The 17,042-nt window shown below is 64.1% G+C and carries 12 protein-coding genes and 2 pseudogenes; 10 read left to right on the top strand and 4 right to left on the bottom strand.

Going from position 1 to position 17,042, the window contains the following annotated elements:
- Nucleotides 1-24 precede the first annotated feature (24 nt).
- A complete protein-coding gene (locus CFE428DRAFT_RS36845) occupies nucleotides 25-1,701 on the top strand; it encodes an IS1634 family transposase (RefSeq protein WP_006977506.1) in 1,677 nt (558 codons plus the stop codon).
- Nucleotides 1,676-1,834: a hypothetical protein gene (locus tag CFE428DRAFT_RS36840; RefSeq protein ID WP_162145214.1), complete on the top strand. Its 159-nt coding sequence runs from the start codon at nucleotides 1,676-1,678 to the stop codon at nucleotides 1,832-1,834. Before CFE428DRAFT_RS36845 ends, CFE428DRAFT_RS36840 begins: the two co-directional genes overlap by 26 nt.
- Nucleotides 1,835-1,958: 124 nt before the next feature.
- Here the strand turns inward: CFE428DRAFT_RS36840 and CFE428DRAFT_RS00835 are convergent, their stop codons facing one another.
- Complete coding sequence (locus CFE428DRAFT_RS00835; protein ID WP_006977505.1) at nucleotides 1,959-2,840, bottom strand: transglutaminase family protein; 882 nt, start codon at nucleotides 2,838-2,840, stop codon at nucleotides 1,959-1,961.
- Nucleotides 2,841-2,844: 4 nt separating this feature from the next.
- Nucleotides 2,845-5,346, bottom strand: coding sequence for a circularly permuted type 2 ATP-grasp protein (locus CFE428DRAFT_RS00830; RefSeq protein WP_006977504.1), 2,502 nt, complete (start codon nucleotides 5,344-5,346; stop codon nucleotides 2,845-2,847).
- A gap of 301 nt (nucleotides 5,347-5,647) precedes the next feature.
- On the opposite strand from CFE428DRAFT_RS00830, the pseudogene CFE428DRAFT_RS40840 reads away from it, so the two are divergent.
- The 8 genes and pseudogenes from CFE428DRAFT_RS40840 (at nucleotide 5,648) to trmB (ending at nucleotide 14,730) form a co-directional block, all read left to right on the top strand.
- Nucleotides 5,648-7,032: pseudogene (locus CFE428DRAFT_RS40840) on the top strand (ethanolamine ammonia-lyase subunit EutB).
- The gene (locus CFE428DRAFT_RS38605; protein ID WP_006977501.1) at nucleotides 7,025-7,480 is read left to right on the top strand and encodes an ethanolamine ammonia-lyase light chain EutC; all 456 of its coding nucleotides are present in this window, start codon (nucleotides 7,025-7,027) and stop codon (nucleotides 7,478-7,480) included. The pseudogene CFE428DRAFT_RS40840 and the gene CFE428DRAFT_RS38605 overlap by 8 nt, the downstream one beginning before the upstream one ends.
- Before the next feature lie 91 nt (nucleotides 7,481-7,571).
- Nucleotides 7,572-7,640: pseudogene (locus CFE428DRAFT_RS40835) on the top strand (hypothetical protein); the annotation flags it as partial.
- On the top strand, nucleotides 7,639-7,821 hold the full coding sequence (locus CFE428DRAFT_RS38600; RefSeq protein ID WP_006977500.1) for a hypothetical protein: 183 nt from the start codon (nucleotides 7,639-7,641) through the stop codon (nucleotides 7,819-7,821). The pseudogene CFE428DRAFT_RS40835 and the gene CFE428DRAFT_RS38600, both read left to right, overlap by 2 nt.
- Before the next feature lie 65 nt (nucleotides 7,822-7,886).
- Nucleotides 7,887-9,791 carry an FAD-dependent oxidoreductase gene (locus CFE428DRAFT_RS00815; RefSeq protein ID WP_006977499.1) on the top strand — a complete coding sequence of 635 codons (1,905 nt, stop codon included), beginning with the start codon at nucleotides 7,887-7,889 and terminating at the stop codon, nucleotides 9,789-9,791.
- Between the two features lie 467 nt (nucleotides 9,792-10,258).
- The gene (locus CFE428DRAFT_RS00810) at nucleotides 10,259-10,978 is read left to right on the top strand and encodes a DEAD/DEAH box helicase (RefSeq protein ID WP_006977498.1); all 720 of its coding nucleotides are present in this window, start codon (nucleotides 10,259-10,261) and stop codon (nucleotides 10,976-10,978) included.
- Entirely contained in the window at nucleotides 10,962-14,027 is a 3,066-nt protein-coding gene (gene hrpA, locus CFE428DRAFT_RS00805; RefSeq protein WP_006977497.1) for an ATP-dependent RNA helicase HrpA, read from the top strand. The genes CFE428DRAFT_RS00810 and hrpA overlap by 17 nt, the downstream gene beginning before the upstream one ends.
- A 73-nt stretch (nucleotides 14,028-14,100) precedes the next feature.
- Nucleotides 14,101-14,730: a tRNA (guanosine(46)-N7)-methyltransferase TrmB gene (gene trmB, locus CFE428DRAFT_RS00800; RefSeq protein ID WP_006977496.1), complete on the top strand. Its 630-nt coding sequence runs from the start codon at nucleotides 14,101-14,103 to the stop codon at nucleotides 14,728-14,730.
- Here trmB and CFE428DRAFT_RS00795 read toward each other — a convergent pair.
- Nucleotides 14,703-16,208 (bottom strand): ComEC/Rec2 family competence protein, encoded by a 1,506-nt coding sequence (locus CFE428DRAFT_RS00795; protein ID WP_042724172.1) that lies wholly within the window; start codon nucleotides 16,206-16,208, stop codon nucleotides 14,703-14,705. The genes trmB and CFE428DRAFT_RS00795 overlap by 28 nt on opposite strands.
- On the bottom strand, nucleotides 16,142-17,011 hold the full coding sequence (locus tag CFE428DRAFT_RS00790; RefSeq protein ID WP_006977494.1) for a DUF4131 domain-containing protein: 870 nt from the start codon (nucleotides 17,009-17,011) through the stop codon (nucleotides 16,142-16,144). Before CFE428DRAFT_RS00790 ends, CFE428DRAFT_RS00795 begins: the two co-directional genes overlap by 67 nt.
- Between the last annotated feature and the right edge of the window lie 31 nt (nucleotides 17,012-17,042).

Genomic DNA, 17,042 nt, shown 5'->3' with positions numbered 1-17,042 from the left:
GAGAGGAAAGGGGCAAGCTGGGGCATGTTTTTGCGGCGCAATCGCAGACAGAAGAACGGTCAACAATACGAGTATTGGACTTTGGTGGAGAGTCACCGCACGGAGCGCGGGCCGCGGCAGCGGGTGGTGGCGACGCTAGGCAAACTGCCCGGACTCGACGAAGAGGAACGGGCCGGCTGGGAGGAGATAGCGCGTTTACTGGATGGGGATGGGGCGCCTGCGGAGCCCACGCCGCCGGGAGATCTTTTTGGATCGCCGGCCGCGCCACCGTCCCTACCGCCGCCGCAGTGGGCGCAGGTGGATCTTTCTCGCGTGCGCGTGGAACGGTTGCGGCAGTTTGGCCAGGTCTATTTAGCCTTGGCGCTTTGGCGGCGCTTGGGATTGCACGATTTTTTCTTCGCGCATCTACGGCGCGGGCGCGAGGAAATCGATTGGGCGACGGTGGCCGCCATTCTTTGTATCGGCCGGTTTTGCGCGCAGGCTTCCGAACTGGCGCTGAGCGAGCGATGGTATGGGCAGACCGCTCTCGACGACCTGCTGGGCGTTGGTGTCGAAGCGGTTTATGACAACCGGCTCTACCGCGGCCTCGATGCGCTTCTACCTTTGCGCCAGGCCCTCTTTGGTCATCTCAAGGAGCGCTACGAAAGCCTCTTTGGCCAGCGCTTCGAGTTCCTGTTGTATGACATCACCAGCACTTACTTTGAAGGCCAGTGTGCGGGCAACCCTCAAGCCCAGCGCGGCTACAGCCGCGACCAGCGCGCGGATTGCAAACAGGTCTGTATCGGGCTGGTCGTCACACCCGAGGGGTTGCCGCTGGCTTATGAAGTCTTCGATGGCAATCGGGCCGACGTCACCACCGTCGAGGAGATCGTCGAGTTGATGGAGCAACACTACGGAGTGGCCCAGCGCATTTGGGCCATGGACCGCGGCATGGTCAGCGAGGAGAACCTCGATTATCTGCGCGAAAAGCAAGCCCTCTACATCGTCGGCACACCCAAAGGCCGGCTCAAAGCGTTCGAAAAACAACTGCTCGAAAACCACGACTGGCAGCAGGTCGAAGCAGGCGTGGAAGTCAAGTTGCTGCCGCATCCCGATCAAGAAGGTGGCGAACGCTATGTGCTCTGCCGCAGCCGCGCCCGGAGTGAAAAGGAAAAGGCCATGCTGCGCGGGCAACAAGAGCGGCTGCGCAAGAAGCTCGCGCAGATCGATGCCGCGTTGCGCAAAAAGCCGGCCAAGTCACCCCGGGTGATCGAACGGCGCATCGGCAAATGGCTTGGGCGCAATACCGCCGCCGAAAAGCTCTTCGCAGTCGAAGTGCTCGTGGGAAAAGGCCGCGCGGTCGGACTGCGCGTCAGCGAAGACCCGAGCAAAACCGAATGGGCGCAAGCCGCCCATGGCGCCTATCTGCTGCGCACCAACTGCACCGAAGAAGATCCCGGCAAGCTTTGGCGTTGGTATATCCAACTGACGGAAGTCGAAGACGCCTTTCGGACCAGCAAGAGCGACTTGGGACTGCGCCCAGTCTTTCATCAAAAAGAAGATCGGGGTGCAGGCCCACATCCTGGTCTGCTTCCTGGCGCTGGTCATGTGGCGCACCTTGGAACTCTGGCTCAAAGCCAAGGCCATGGGAGACACCGCTCGGCAAGTGGTGCAGGAACTCGGCACCATTCATTCCATGGACCTCTTGTTCAACGTCCGTGACCGCGGCGAAACCCGGCTGCGCCTAGTCAGCAAACCCGAACCGCTGGCCGCCGATCTGCTGGCTCACTTGGGCCTGAAACTGCCCACGCGTCCGAAAATCATCGAAAATGTAGTGGAGAAAAACCGCCTTTAATCAACGTAAGCCCTTCAAAATCAACCCAACTAACTTCGTAACTGTCGAACTTGGGTTAGGTCTCGGCGGCGCCCTCCAGATCTCATTCGGCGCGTGTTCCGAATACCAAACCATTACCGATGCTTTATCCCTCTGCCACGCGCGCCACGTCGACGCTGACCCCGAGGCTGTGTCCGCTCCCGCCCACGACTATGCCACGCAATGGGCTGACGTCGCTGAAATCACGTCCCCAGGCGACGGTGATATGCCGGTCACCGGGGAGCAGGTTGTTTGTCGGATCGGCGTCGATCCAGCCGTAGTCCGGACACCACACCGAATACCACGCGTGCGAGGCGTCGGCGCCGATGAGTCGGGCTTTGCCCGGCGGCGGCAAGGTTTCGAGGTAACCACTGACATAACGCGCGGGCAACCCAAGCGAGCGCAGGCAGGCGATGGCGAGATGCGCGAAGTCCTGACAAACCCCGCGGCGCTTTTTGAAAACTTCATCCACCGGTGTGGCGACGGTGGTGGCGCGAGGATCGAATTTGAAATCCTGAAAAATGCGGGCGTTGAAATCGACGATCGCTTCGAGCAGCGGCCGGTCCTGCACAAACGAAAGCGCGGCGTAGTCGGCGAAGATGGACCGCCGCGCGATGTTCGGTGATTCGAATCGAAACTCGCCCACCGCGCTATCGGGCGTGAGCACATCGCTCGCGCAACGGTCGCGGACGAGTTGCCACGCGAGGGTATCGGAAGGTGCTGGCGATGCCGGGGCGGCGACGCGCACCCGGCTGCGGGCCGTGACCGTCAGGCAATCGTGCGGACTGCCGATGCTGAAAAAGGTCGTCGTATTACCGTAGTAATCCACGCGCTCGGCGCTCACCGCCGATGTCGGTTCGACGAGGAGCTGGAAATCATCGACTTGCTGCGCCGGCAACTGACGCGGACGCAGATGCGCGAGGTGATGCGACACCGCGACATCGGAGCCGTAGCCGTAAGTCGTGCGATGCGTGATGTCGTAAAGCATGGCCTTAGCTCACTCGCGCGGGCACGTGACTGAAATAGGAGGCGGTGAGCAGATCGGAGAGCTGGCCAGTGGCCTCGTAGAATTCATCGAGCCGCGTGGCCAGGCGCGCGCGGCCGAGGACGCCTTGCGTCGCGAAATCCTGGGCGTCGGTTTCGCGGAGCAGCGCCATGAGGTCTTCGAAATGAATTTGCTCGGGGCGCGTGCCGTCCGCGCCGGGGAGGGCGGCGAGATGATGGCCCAGAATCTCCAGCTGGAAAACGAGCGAGCGCGGGTTCGACACGTCATTGATCAAGAGCGCGAGTGTAGTCGGCATTTCCGGTCGCGCGAGATAGCGCCGGCGATAGGTCATCGTGCTGTCGGTGTATTCGAGCAGCGGCGCGAGCGCTGTGCCGTCGGTATCGGCGGCAAGGACCGCGCGGACATTGGACACGAGATTGATCGCCCGCTCCAGTCGCCGGCCGATATCGAGAAAACGCCAGGCGTGGCCGCGGGTCATGTTTTCCATCTCCATGCCGCTGAAGGCCGCGAGTTGGAAGATGAGCCGGTGCAGCGTGTGCAGAATCGCGCCCGGTGTCGCACGGGACATCGTCGCCGGGAAATCCGTCTGGAGCTGATTGAGAATGCGCCAGGTGTCGCCGGAGAGGCGGTCGCGCACATTGTTGGCGAGGAAGCCGACGCGGCCGAGCAATTCGCGCACAGTGCCGAAGCGATTGCGCTCGAAGACGAGCTCGCGCAATTCGGAGGCGAGCTCCGCCGGGGTGAATTCATCGGCGAAGCGGGCGTCGAGAATTTCCGTGCGGGCGAGCCAGCGGGCGAGAGCGGTCAGTTCCACTTCCTCGGTCGGTCCGCCTTCGCCGGCAAGACGGCCGAGGGCGGTGCGCAGCAGGCGGGTGGTGTCTTCCAGGCGTTCGGCATAGCGGCCGAGCCAGAAAAGGTTTTCGACCACACGGCTGGGCACGTGCGACGCGCTCACTTCCGGGCGCAGCGCCGGCGCCGTGGATTCCACGGCCGCGGCGGATCCCGTTGGCGCGCTCGAACGCACCCAGGTGTCCTTGCTTCCGCCGCCGTAGCGCGAGGAAACGATCGGCGATTCCGCCGAAGGCGACACGCGTGTGAGCGCGCCGGGCATCACCGTGAAGCCATCGACGGTCGCGCAGATGTAGCAGCGCATGATGAGCGGGCGCGGCTCAGGGGCGTTGCCGTGCCAGACCGGCGCGGTGGAGAGCGCGACGCTCTCCTGGGTGACATAGGCGTGCGGGTTCGCGCGGATGTGCGCGGCCAGGTCTTCGAGTTCCCGCGCGCCGAGGCGGCCGCCGAAGCTGGGCTCGCCGTGGCCGCCGACGAAGGCGCGTTTGGTGACGAGTTTGTTCAGCGCGCCGAGCGCGAAATCGCGTTCGCTTTGCTGGCCGCACCACCAGGTGGCGACATTCGGGATGCGCAGTTCTTCATTCAGCAAATGCCGCGAGAGCGCGGGCAGGAAGGCGAGCAGGGCGGTCGTTTCCACCGCGCCGGTGCCGAGGGCGTTGGAGATGGCGACGTTGCCCGCGCGCGCGGCTTCGACGAGGCCGGGCACGCCGAGGAGGGAATCGCCGCGCAGCTCCAGCGGATCGCACCAGGTGTCATCCACGCGGCGGATGATCACGTCGACGCGTTGCAGGCCCTCGAGCGTTTTTAAAAAGACGCATTGATCGCGCACCGTGAGGTCGCTGCCTTCGACCAATTGGTAACCCAGGAAGCGCGCGAGGTAGGCGTGCTCGAAATAAGTCTCGGCATAGGTGCCTGGCGTGAGCAGGACGATATTCGGCGCGCTCGTCCACGGCGCCAGCGCGCGCAGTCCGGCCTTCCGCTGCCGGAAAAAACTGGCGAGCCGTTGCACTTGCGCGGCGCGGAATTCCTCGGGCAGCACGCGCGAAAGGATCGCGCGATTCTCCAGCGCATAACCGACGCCGCTCGGCGCCTGGGTGCGGTCGCTCAGCACCCACCAGCGGCCGTTCGGCGCACGGGTGAGATCAACAGCATGCAACGAGAGAAAGAGGCCGCCCGGTGGACGAATGCCGTGGCAGCAACGCAGGAAACCGGGATTGGCGTGGAGCAGGGCGGGGGGAAGCAAGCCCTCCTGCAGCAGTTGTTGCGGACCGTAGATGTCGGCCAGCACGAGATTGAGGAGCTTCGTGCGCTGGATGAGGCCGGCTTCGAGTTGCGCCCATTCCGCGGCGTCGATGATCTGCGGGAGGACGTCGAGTTCCCAGCGGCGCTCGGCGCTCTCGCCATCGGCGTGCACGTTGTAAGTCACGCCGTGTTCGCGCAGCAGTTGCAGGGCGCTTTCGGCCCGCTCACGCACGCCTTCCCGGCCGAGCCGCTCCAGGCCTTGCACGAGCGGCAGCCAGTGCGGACGCACGGTGCCATCCGCGGCGCGCATCTCGTCGAAAACTTCCGCCCGGGGATGATACGCCGCCCAGACGCCGCTCGGGGAAGGCACGACGCTGGTTACCGGAGGTGAAGTCATTCGGGGGGACGATAGTCGATGACCCACTACCCGCGCAATGCCCGCCCCGCCTCTAAACGCCGAGGCCCCCGCACAGCAGAGCCAAAGAAATTTTTAAACGCAGAGGCCGCAGAGGCGCAGAGAAGAAGTGGTGAGGGGCTCGCGGTTCTTTTTTTTTTGGGCGTTTCGTGGTGGCTCTTTAGTAGCTCTCTGCGTCTCTGCGTCTCTGCGTTTAACCTTTTTGGTTGCGGCTCCGCCGTTGCGCAATCGTGACGGAACGACGGCTCGCATTGCGCGGGACGCGGGGTATGTTGTTCATCCGATGAGCTATCGGCTGACTCTCGACGGAAGGACGCACGTTTTTCCTGATCTCAAGACACTGCTCGCCAAGGCGACGCCACTGCGTTCGGGCGACCAGCTCGCCGGGCTCGCCGCGGCCGGCTCCGAGGAGCGCGTGGCCGCGCAAATGTGTCTCGCCGAAGTGCCGCTCACGCGCTTTCTCGAGGAACCGCTCATTCCGTACGAGCAGGACGAAGTCACCCGGCTGATTCTTGATCGCCAGGACCGCGCGGCGTTCCAGTCGATCAGCGGGTTGAGTGTCGGAGAACTGCGCGACTGGCTGCTTCGCTACGAGACGGATACCGCGACGCTTACCGCGCTCGCACCGGGGCTCACGCCCGAGATGGTCGCCGCGGTGAGCAAGCTGATGAGCAACCAGGACCTCATCCTCGTCGCGGCAAAGGCGCGCGTAGTGACCAAGTTCCGCAACACGCTGGGTCTGCCTGGCACGCTGGCCGTGCGGTTGCAGCCGAATCATCCGACCGACGACCCGCGCGGGATCGCGGCGTCGATTCTCGACGGGCTCATGTACGGCTGTGGTGATGCGGTCATCGGCATCAATCCGGTCACCGATTCACCGGGCGCGTGTGCCACGCTGCTGCGGCTCATCGATCAGCTCATCCGCCGATACGAAATCCCCACGCAATCGTGCGTGCTCGCGCATGTGACGACTTCGCTGCGCTGCATGGAAGCGGGCGCGCCGCTCGATCTCGTCTTCCAATCCATCGCCGGCACCGAGGCCGCGAACCGCAGTTTCGGCATCGATCTCGCGCTCCCTGCGCGAAGCCCGCGAAGCCGCGCTGGCGCTGAATCGCGGGACGATCGGCCGCAACGTGATGTATTTCGAAACCGGCCAGGGCTCATGTCTTTTCCGCGAATGCGCACCACGGCATCGACCAGCAAACACTCGAGGCGCGCGCCTATGCGGTGGCCCGGGAATTCGAACCGTTGCTGGTCAACACGGTCGTCGGTTTCATCGGCCCGGAATATCTTTACGACGGCAAACAGATCGTCCGCGCGGGTCTGGAGGATCATTTCTGCGGGAAGTTGCTCGGCCTGCCGATGGGCTGCGACGTGTGCTACACCAACCACGCCGAGGCCGACCAGGACGACATGGATACGCTTCTCACGCTGCTCGGCGTGGCCGGCTGCAATTACATCATGGGCGTGCCCGGCGCGGACGACATCATGCTCAATTATCAATCGACCAGCTTTCACGATGCGCAGTATCTGCGGCAGGTGTTGAACCTCCGGCCGGCGCCGGAATTTGCCGTGTGGCTGGAGAAGATGCGCATCGCGCGCGATGGGTTGCATCTCGAGGCGGTGGATCATCAACACGCGCTGATTGCGGGGATGAGCCATGAGTGACGAACTCGTTCCGGCCGATCCGTGGAGCCCGCTGCGCGCCTACACCGCAGCGCGGATCGCGCTCGGGCGCAGTGGCGGCAGTCTGCCCACACGGGCCCAGCTCGATTTCCGTCTCGCTCATGCGCGGGCGCGTGACGCGGTACTGGCGGAGTTCGATGCCGAGGCTCTGGCCACGAAGCTGAGAGTGCTCGGTGAGCCAGTGCGGGTGGTCGACAGCGCGGCACCCGATCGCGCCGAATTCCTCCAACACCCGAATCTCGGCCGTCGTCTCGCCGAGGCCTCGCGCGCAACGTTGGCTGGATCTGCCGAGACCACCCCGCGCTGCGACCTGGCAATCATCGTATCGGATGGCCTTTCCACCCTCGCCGCGACCACCCAAACGGAGCCGGGTGCTCGTGGCGCTGCTCCCGCTCCTTCGCGGAGATGGCTGGAACCCTCGCACCGGTGATCGTCGCCCGGCACGCTCGCGTCGCCCTGCAGGATGAGATCGGGCGAAATCCTCCGCGCCCAGATCAGCCTCATGCTCCTCGGCGAACGTCCTGGGTCTCGGCAGCGCCGACAGCCTGGGCGCCTATTTTACCTATGCGCCCGCGCCCGGCCGGACCGATGCCGATCGCAATTGTATTTCCAATATCCGCACCGGCGGCCCTCGCCCCCGCCAAGGCCGCGCGCAAGCTCCACGCCCTCCTCACCCAGGCCCGCCAGCTCCGCGTGAGCGGGGTGGTTTTGAAAGACGAAACGGTGCTCGGCGACAGCGCTCCGGAAAAGCCCGCCCTTGGGAGTGAATAGGCGGCGGCTCCGTTTTCCCCACACGGTACTTGCCCCACTGCCCAACACCAGCTACCGGCTAACCAATGCGCCGGTTCCTCCTCCCCCTGCTCCTGCTGCTGGCCACTGTCCTGCATGCTCAGGAATTCGATATCCTCGTATACGGCGCCACGCCCAGTGGAATCGCGACGGCGATCGCCGCGGCCAGGGATGGCGAGCGTGTGTTGCTCATCGAGCCGTCGCGCCGCATTGGCGGGATGATGACCAACGGCCTTTCGCACACCGATTTCCGCACGCTGGAGGGGCTGAACGGCTCGTTCCTCGATTTCGCCCATCGCGTCGAGGCCTACTACCGCGAGACCTATGGCGCCGATTCCCAGCAGGTGCGCGATTGCTTTCACGGTACGCAATTCGAACCCAAGGTCGCGCTTTCCATCTTTGAAAAGATGATCGCCGAGCAGCCGAAGATCACCCTGCGCACCGAATGGGTCCTCGATGGCGTGAAGAACAGCAGCAACGGCGACGGCGAAGGTCCGGCGACTTCCCGTGCGGTGGAGATCGCGCTCCTCGTCGATGGCGATGCCCAGTATCACTCCGTCGCCGCCTACTATTTCGTCGATGCGACCTATGAAGGCGACCTGATGGCCTGCGCCCGCGCGGCCTATCACGTGGGCCGCGAGGCGGGCAACCAGTATGGCGAGTCGCTCGCCCCGGACGAAGCCGACGATCAGTTGCAGGCCTACAATTTCCGCCTGTGCATGACGCGCGATCCGAAGAACCGCGTGCCGGTCGAGGAACCGCCCGGCTATCTGCGCGCCGGATTCGTCGACCTGCTCGCGTTGCTCCTCGACGGCCGCATTCACGGCGTCTTCAGCACGAAACCGACGGAACTCATCAAGGCCCAGGGCCCATTGCCGAACGGCAAATACGACATCAACGATATGTCGAAGGGGCTCGTTCGGCTTTCCCTGCCCGGTGGAAATGACGACTGGCCGGAGGGCGAATCCGGCTTCGCCGCGCGCGTGGTCCAGCACGGGGCGGTTGCGCCCTTCTCGCGCACCGGCCTGCGGCAATCCCGCGACCGCGTTTTCGACGAGCATCTGCGCTGGGACGTGGGTCTCATTTACTTTTTGCAAAACGACTCCGCGGTGCCGGCGAAGTTCCGTGACGAAGCGCGCGAATGGGGCTTCTGCAAGGATGAGTTCACCGACAGCAATCATCTGCCGATGCAGCTCTACGTGCGCGAAGGGCGCCGCGTGGTGGGCGAATATATCTTCACCGAAAAGGACACCGATTGCGCCCCGAACGACGCCCGCGCCGTGCTGCATACCGACGCCATTGCGATGGGCGATTACGGGCCGAATTGCCACGGCACCTCGCACGAGGGCTCGCGCTTCGGCGGCAAACACGAAGGCGAGTTCTACAAGATGGTCGCCCCGTATCAGATTCCCTACGGCGTGCTGATCGCGAAAGGCTTTGAAAACCTGCTCGTGACGAATGCGGTCAGTGCTTCGCACGTGGGCTTTTGCGCGCTCCGCCTGGAGCCGATCTGGATGTCGCTCGGCGAAGCGGCTGGCCACGCCGCGCATCTCGCGCGGCGCAAGCATGGCATCCTGCAGACAGTCTCGGTGCCGAAGTTGCAGGACCTGCTCCACGCGGAAGGCGGATCGACGATTTATGTGAGCGACGTGCTGCCGGGAAATTCGGATTTTACTGCGGTCCAATGGTGGGGAACGGCCGGCGGATTGCACGGACTCGCGCCCACGCCGGCGACTCTGGGGGAACGCGGGAAGAATATCTTCAGCCAATATTACGAAGCCTTCCCCGGCCACGCCGCGGAACTCAGCAAACCGCTCGATCCCGCGCTGGCGGAACGCTGGGAAAAGCTGGCCAGCTCGCTGAATATCGACGTCGCCGGCTTGCCGAAGGCGGATGGCAAGACCACCCGCGGGGCCTGGCTGCGCGCGGCCTGGGCGGCGCGGCCGAGCTGAGTTCCCTGGGAGGGGCGACTTTCTAGAAAAGACCCTGCGCCGCGTAACGGTGCTTAAAAACTGACCTTTATACACATCTTTTCCTGCAAGGGGCGATGAACCACGAGAGCGCTGGGAGGGGCGACTTCCTAGAAAAAACCCTACACCGCGGAGCGGTGTCCTTCAGTGAGAGCGCTTCGCGCCGAGGGCTTTTCTATCGGCGACTAGGAAGTCGCCGCTTCCAGTGCCATCCGTAGCGGCGTCCCTCTATTGCGGAGACTTGTGTATAAAGATCAGCCTAAAAAAGGGCGCTACGCGCAATGGACTTTTCGGTCAGCGACTGGAAAGTCGCCGCTCCCAGGAATGTCCTTCCATATCGGGGCTGGCGCTGTGAATTGGGTCAACTCACGTCGCGTAGGGACACGCGCCCTACACCTGCTACAGCGCCCGTATGATTTTTGTGTATAGTCCCGACCCGCTTTTTGCCGATGCCTGCCATTCACTATCCACCTGAACTCCCGATCAGCGCCCGGCGCGAGGAGATCCTCGCGGCCTTGCGCGGGCATCAGGTCGTAGTCGTGGCCGGCGAGACCGGCTCGGGCAAGACGACGCAATTGCCCAAGATGTGTCTCGACGCGGGGCTGGGCGAGCGGGGCCGGATTGGCTGCACGCAGCCACGCCGGGTCGCGGCGATGAGCGTCTCGCGGCGCGTGGCCGAGGAGCTCGGCGTCGCTTGGGGCCGCGAGGTCGGTTGCAAGATGCGTTTCAACGACGACACCAGTCGCGACACGCGGGTGAAGTTCATGACCGACGGCATCCTCCTCGCCGAGATCCAGTCGGACCCGATGCTGCGCGCCTATTCCGCGCTGATCCTCGATGAAGCGCACGAGCGCTCGCTGAATATCGATTTTCTCCTCGGCTATCTGCAGGGCCTGTTGCGCAAGCGCGGCGATCTCAAGCTCATCATCACTTCCGCGACGATCGATACCGAAGCCTTCTCGAAAGCCTTCGGCGGCGCGCCGATCATCGAAGTCTCCGGTCGCCTGTATCCGGTGGAAATCCGTTACGCGCCGATCGAGAGCCACGCGCGCCCCGGCGAGCAGGCCGATGAACTCAGCCACATCGAGGCGGCGGTGCGGGCCACGGGAAGATGCGCTCATCGAAACGGACACCGACGATGTGCTCATCTTCATGCCCACCGAGCGTGACATCCGCGATACCCGCGAATTGCTGGAAGGCAGTCTCGGCTCGAGCTTCGAAGTGATCAGCCTTTTCGGACGCATGCCCGCGGCGGAACAGCAGCGGATCTTCGCCCCGAGTCCGCGCCGGCGGGTGATCGTGGCCACGAATATCGCCGAGACTTCACTCACGTTGCCGCGCATTCGCTACGTCGTCGACGCCGGTCTCTCGCGCATGAGTCGCTACAATCCGCGCACGCGCACCAAGCGCCTGCCGGTGGAAGACGTCTCGCAAAGCAGCGCCAACCAGCGCGCCGGCCGCGCGGGCCGTGTGCAGGATGGCACCTGTATCCGGCTCTATGCCGAGGACGATTTCTCTGCGCGTCCGCGTTTCACCCAGCCGGAAATCCAGCGAGCGAATCTGGCCGAAGTCATCCTGCGGATGAAGGCCTTTCGCCTCGGCGACATCGAGACGTTCCCGTTCATCAACCCGCCGGTCAGCGCGGCCATCCGCGCGGGGTATCAATTACTGCACGAACTCGGCGCGCTCAACGACTCGAACGAACTCACGTCGCTCGGCCGCGAGCTTGCCCGGCTGCCGATCGATCCCACGCTCGGCCGCATGCTCCTTCAGGCCCGCGAGGAAAAGGTGCTGCCGGAAATGCTCATCATCGCCGCTGGGCTCAGCGTGCCCGATCCGCGCGAGCGCCCGGAGGAGGCGAAGGAAGCGGCCGCCACGGCGCACAAAGCGTTCGCCGATCCCGATTCCGATTTCCTTTCGCTGCTCAATATCTGGCGCGCGGCGCCGGATGCCGAGGGGCGCGGCAGTGGCAATGCGTTGCGCCGTTTCTGCAAAGCGAGTTTTCTCTCGCTGAGTCGCATGCGCGAATGGCGTGACATCCATCGCCAGCTCGCGGATGCGATGGATGAAGACGCGCCCGCGCGCGGTGGAAATCGGCAGCCCGAGGAAAATGCCTATCCGCCCATTCATCGTGCGATCCTCGCGGGTCTGCTCGGCCACATCGCTTTTCGCCAGGAGCGCAATGTCTACAAGGCCTCCGGCGAGCGCCTGGTCACGCTCTTCCCGGGTTCGAATCTCTACGAGCGGCGCGACAAGCCGAAGAAGAACGCCGCTCCGGCGAAACCCGCGGACAAGAGCCGCCAGCCGCAGTGGATCGTGGCCGGCGAGATCGTGGAGACATCGCTGCTTTTTGCGCGCATGGTTGCGGGGATCAATCCCGAGTGGATCATCGATCTCGGCGGGCACCTTTGCACTTTCCGCTATACCGAGCCGTACTGGAGCGCGAAAGCCGGGCGCGTGCTCGTGCTCGAGCGCGTGTTGATCAGCGGGCTGGAGATCACGCGGCGGCACGTCGATTTCGGACGCATCGAACCGGAAAAGGCGACGGAGCTTTTCATCCGCGGCGCGCTCGTCGCCGAGGAGGCGAAACTACCGCACCGGTTCTTCAGCGAGAATCACCAGGTACGCGAAAAGATCGAGACCGCGCTCACCCGGGTGCGCAGCCGGCGGGCGCACGATCTCGATGAGGCGATGTATCAGTTTTACGCCGAGCGCATCACCAATGTGTCTTCGGTGCACGATCTCAATCGCTTCGTGCGCGACCGTATTGCGCGTGAGCCCGATTTCCTCTGCGCCACCGAGACTGATCTCGTCGGGGAGGACGACACCACCTACGACCGCCAGCTTTTCCCCGATCAGGTCTCGCTCGGGAACACCGCGTTGCCCGTGACCTACGCCTACACGCCCGGCCAGGATGCCGATGGCGTGACTGTGCGTGTGCCGTTGCCCGTCGCCAGCCAGCTGACCACCGGACAAATCCAATGGATGGTCCCCGGCCTGCGGGAGGAACAAATTGGCGTGCTGCTCCGGGCGCTTCCGAAGACCGTACGCAAGACGCTCATGCCCTTGGAGCCGAAAGTCCGCGAAATCGTGGCGGAGTTTCAGCCGGGCCGGGGCGACTTTCTCACTGCGCTGGCGGACTTTCTTTCCCGCAAATATCGCGTCATGGTGCGGGCCGAAGATTGGCCGCCGCAGAGCCTGCCGACCCATTTGCAGCCGCGCGTGGAGGTCATCGATCGCGGTAACAAAACCGTGGCTGCGGGTCGCGATCTCGAAGCCATCCAGGCGCAGGTCCAGAAACACGACGTGCGGACCGATGCTTGGGACAAGGCGGTGCGGAAATGGGAACGGCGTGGACTGACGACCTGGTCGATCGGCGATCTGCCGGAGTCGGTCGTCGTTGAGGAAGTGGGCGGGGCGCCGTTGCTCGCGTATCCGGGCCTGGCATTGAGGGAAGGGGAGGTCGATGTGCGTCTTTTCCGGCAACGTGAGGAAGCGGAGAAGGCTTCGCGACAAGGCGTGCGGCGGCTGGCCGAGCTCATCCTCGCGCGGGATCTCACCCGTGTGTGGAAAGAGCTCGCCGGCCTCGCGAAGCATCTGCCGACGCATGCGCCCAGGCAGGCGGCCAATTTCCATTCCGCGCTTCAGCAGATGAGCGCCAAGCTGCAACCCGCCGCGCCGTTTGTCACACCGGAGGCGCTGCAGAAATCCGCTTATCAGCACCTGCTCGATCATGTGTTGCAACTCACGCCGGTCTTCCCGCTGACCGAGGCGCGCTTCCTCGCCATGGCGGAAACTGCGCGCCGCGAATTGCCTGGGCTCACGTATCAAATCGGCGATCGCGTCCGGCAGCTTTTCGATCTGCGGGAAAAGCTCCTCGCTTCGCCGAAGCGCTATCCCGGTTTCGATCAGGACCTCCAGCGATTGGTCCCCGGCGATTTCCTCGCCCGCACGCCGCATGCGCAATTGCCGCATCTCCATCGCTACTTGCGGGCGATGCAAGTCCGTGCGGAACGCGCGGTGTTGAATCCCGCGAAGGACGCCGAGAAGGCGAAGCAGCTGGAGCCTTTTGCCAGGTGGGAAAGTCGTGTCCCCGAAGCCCAGCAGGAGACTTTTCGCTGGATGCTCGAGGAATTCCGCGTCTCGCTTTTTGCGCAGGAGCTCGGCACCGCGCAACCGGCCTCCGCCCAACGGTTGAAGGCGTTGGGGGATTTCTAGGTATCGTGCGGCGATCGCTTGTGGTCAAAATTACTTGCGATCCGGGCCTACTGCGCGTATCGGCAGCGTCCCAATGAGAGCCGCATTTCGTGCGCATAGTGAAAACGCCCCTGACCCGGCGGAGCTGATCGAGTTTGTCCCGCAAGATTATTTCGCCCGGGCGGAGATGAGTGACCTGTTTCCGCGTCCCGCCCCGCTGGAGCTTGATCTCGGCTGCGGCGAAGGCGGCTTCCTCGTCGCCATGGCGGCGAAACATCCCGATCACAATTTCCTCGGCGTCGAGCGGCTGCTCGGGCGGGTGCGCAAAGTGTGCCGCATGGTCGTGCATCACCAACTCGAGAACGCCCGCCTCCTGCGCCTCGAGACCGCCCACACTCTGCGCTACGTGTTGCCGAAGGAAAGCGTGAGTGTGGCGCACGTGCTGTTTCCCGATCCGTGGCCGAAGCGACATCACCAGCGGCACCGCCTGATCCAGGACGGCTTCATGGAAGCGCTCCACGGGATCCTCGTGCCGGGGGGCGAACTGCGAATCAAGACCGACGACGAGCCCTATTTCATGTGGATGGAGAAAGTGCTCGCGCGGGCCAAGGGCTACGAGCGGCTCGACTGGCCGGAGGATCCGGAATATCCGCAGACGAATTTCGAGCGGCGCTTTGTCGCCCAGGGATTGCCGATTTATCGGGCGCGGCTGCGGAAGGTCTGACCGCCGAGAAACGCCCGGGCTTCGTAGCCCTCCTCGCGGATGTCGATGTGCACCGCGCCTGCTTTGTCCTGCCGGAAAACGGTGATGCCTTGCGCTGTGGCGTCTGCTTCCCAAGCGTCGAGTGTGGAGACCGGTTGCCCGTAGCCGAGGGCGCCGCAGACAATCATCTTCGGCGCCACGCGCGCGAGGAAGTTGGGCGTGCCGGAGAGATCTTTGGAATGCTGGCCTTTGATGAGGATGTCGCTGCGCAGGTCGGGTTCGTTTTCGAGCAACCACTGCTCGGTGGAAAAACCGGAGGCGGACATGAGCAAGGCGCGGGTGTGACCGGTCTCGAGTTGCAGGACGAGGGCCATGTCCCCCGCGGCGGTGCGCTTGAGTCCGGCGGGCGGATAGAGGACGCGCATCCGGACGTCGTCGCCGAGACGGATGATATCGCCGCGCAGGTAGAGCCCTTTGCCGCGGCGTTGTTGCACGAGCCATTGATGCAGCTTGCGCCGCGTGGAAGAGCGGTCGCTGAGCGTCGATTCGGCGAGGAGCGCGGGGTGAAAATCGCCGATGGTGGTGACGGCCGCGCCGATGTGCCGCGCGCTGCCGTGGGTGAAGAGCAGGCCGTCCAGGCAATTGATGCCGCGGCTGCGCAGATACGGCAGGACGGTGTGGTTGTAGTGCGAGTCGTCACCGCAATCGAGCAACCAATCGATCCGCCCCGCGCGCACGTGTGCGGCGCCGCCTTCGCCGAGGTCGAGGATGGTCAGCTCGCATTTCGGAGGATGGAGCGTGTGTGGATTCTCGACGTAGATGTAGCCGTTCGGGAGGTTCGCGGAGTGGTGCAGGACAGACAGCATCATCTGGGCGACGAACCAATTCGCGTTGTTGAAGAGCGCGGTGATCTTCAGCGAGACGAGCGCGGTCAGCACCGAGCAAAGGCCGAGGGACAGCACGGCGAAGGCGACGGGCACGGCGAGGAAATTGGCGACGATCGATCCCGGCGAAAAGAGATGGAAATAGCCGGCCACGAAAAGCAGCGAGCCGATCCACGAAGCGAGGATGACCCCGAGCGCGACGGAGAATTTGTGCCAGCACCAGGCACGGCATTTCACCGGCAGGCTCCAGAGCAGGCGGGGAAGAAACGGATCGGGCTGGGCGAATTGGTCGAACCAGCGCTGCAGGGGCGCGGCGAGGACGATGATGATGAAGACGAGCGTGAACGAAAACTGGAAGCCGGGCGCGAAGAGTTGATTCGTGTCGCAGACGAGGATGAGCAACGCGGCGGCGGCGAGGCTGTTGACGGAAAGTGCGCGGCGATCGAAGAGCGTGGCGCTGAGCAGCAGCGTGGCCATGATCGTTGCGCGCAGGCTGCTTGTGCGCAGACCGGTAATGAGCGTGTAAGCTACGAGGACGAGGATCACCGTCACCACGTTGAACCCGCGCGGCAGGCCGAATGGCTTGAGGAGGTAGAAGACGAGCCCGGAGAGCATGGGCGATGTTCAGCCTCGCTGACGACGAAGAGATGAATCGTGCCGGTGCGCTGGAGCAGCGTCTTCAGATCCTCCGGGCTTTCGCCGCGCAGGCCGAGGACGACGCCATCGATCACGGGCATGACCTCCGGAGAATCGTTCAGATCGACCTCGAGGCGCTGCTGCACCCAGTGCCGGGCTTGCAGGGCAAAGGCCAGGATTGGATTGCCGTGGCCGTGCGATTCGACCTGGCAATCGATGGCGAAACGCGTGCGGATTTCCGAGTAGATGCCGAGGCGCTGTTGGTAAGCGGTGGAGTCGAATTCGCCCGGATTGCGACTGGGCGGGAGATTGAGCGCGCTACCGACCAGCGTGATGCGATCGCCATAGGCCGGTTGCACGCCGACCCAGCTCACGTTGATGAGCGAATGGGTGGGGATCGATTGTCCGCCGATGCTGAGGGATTCGAGCTTGGCGACGAAGCGCGAGGTCACATTGCCCGACCAGGCGGCCGGCTTTTCCGGTTCGCTCCAGACGATGGCGGTGGCGTGGGCCACGCGCGGCCCCTGTCCGAAAATTTCCGCCAGCCAGCGCGCGTCGTTGCCCGCGCGCTGGCCGGCGTGGAGTTCGAAAAAGGCGGTCGCGCAAAACAGCCAGCAGGTGAGGCGACCGGGGCGCAGCAGGAGGGCGAGCAAGCCGAGTGGCGCCATGACGAAGATCCACGGCAGCGGCCACAGGCAACGATCCGCGGCGAAGGTGCCGAGCATGGCGGCAACGGCGAGGCCGAGGAATGGTAGCCGCGGTTGCGGTGCCCAGAGCTTCATGCCCCGGGAGCTTCCAGCCGAATGGGGAAAG

The sequence above is a fragment of the Chthoniobacter flavus Ellin428 genome (assembly GCF_000173075.1).
Classification (GTDB): domain Bacteria; phylum Verrucomicrobiota; class Verrucomicrobiia; order Chthoniobacterales; family Chthoniobacteraceae; genus Chthoniobacter; species Chthoniobacter flavus.
The sequence above is the reverse complement of the archived record's forward strand: the minus strand, read 5'-3'. Positions and strand labels throughout refer to the sequence as shown.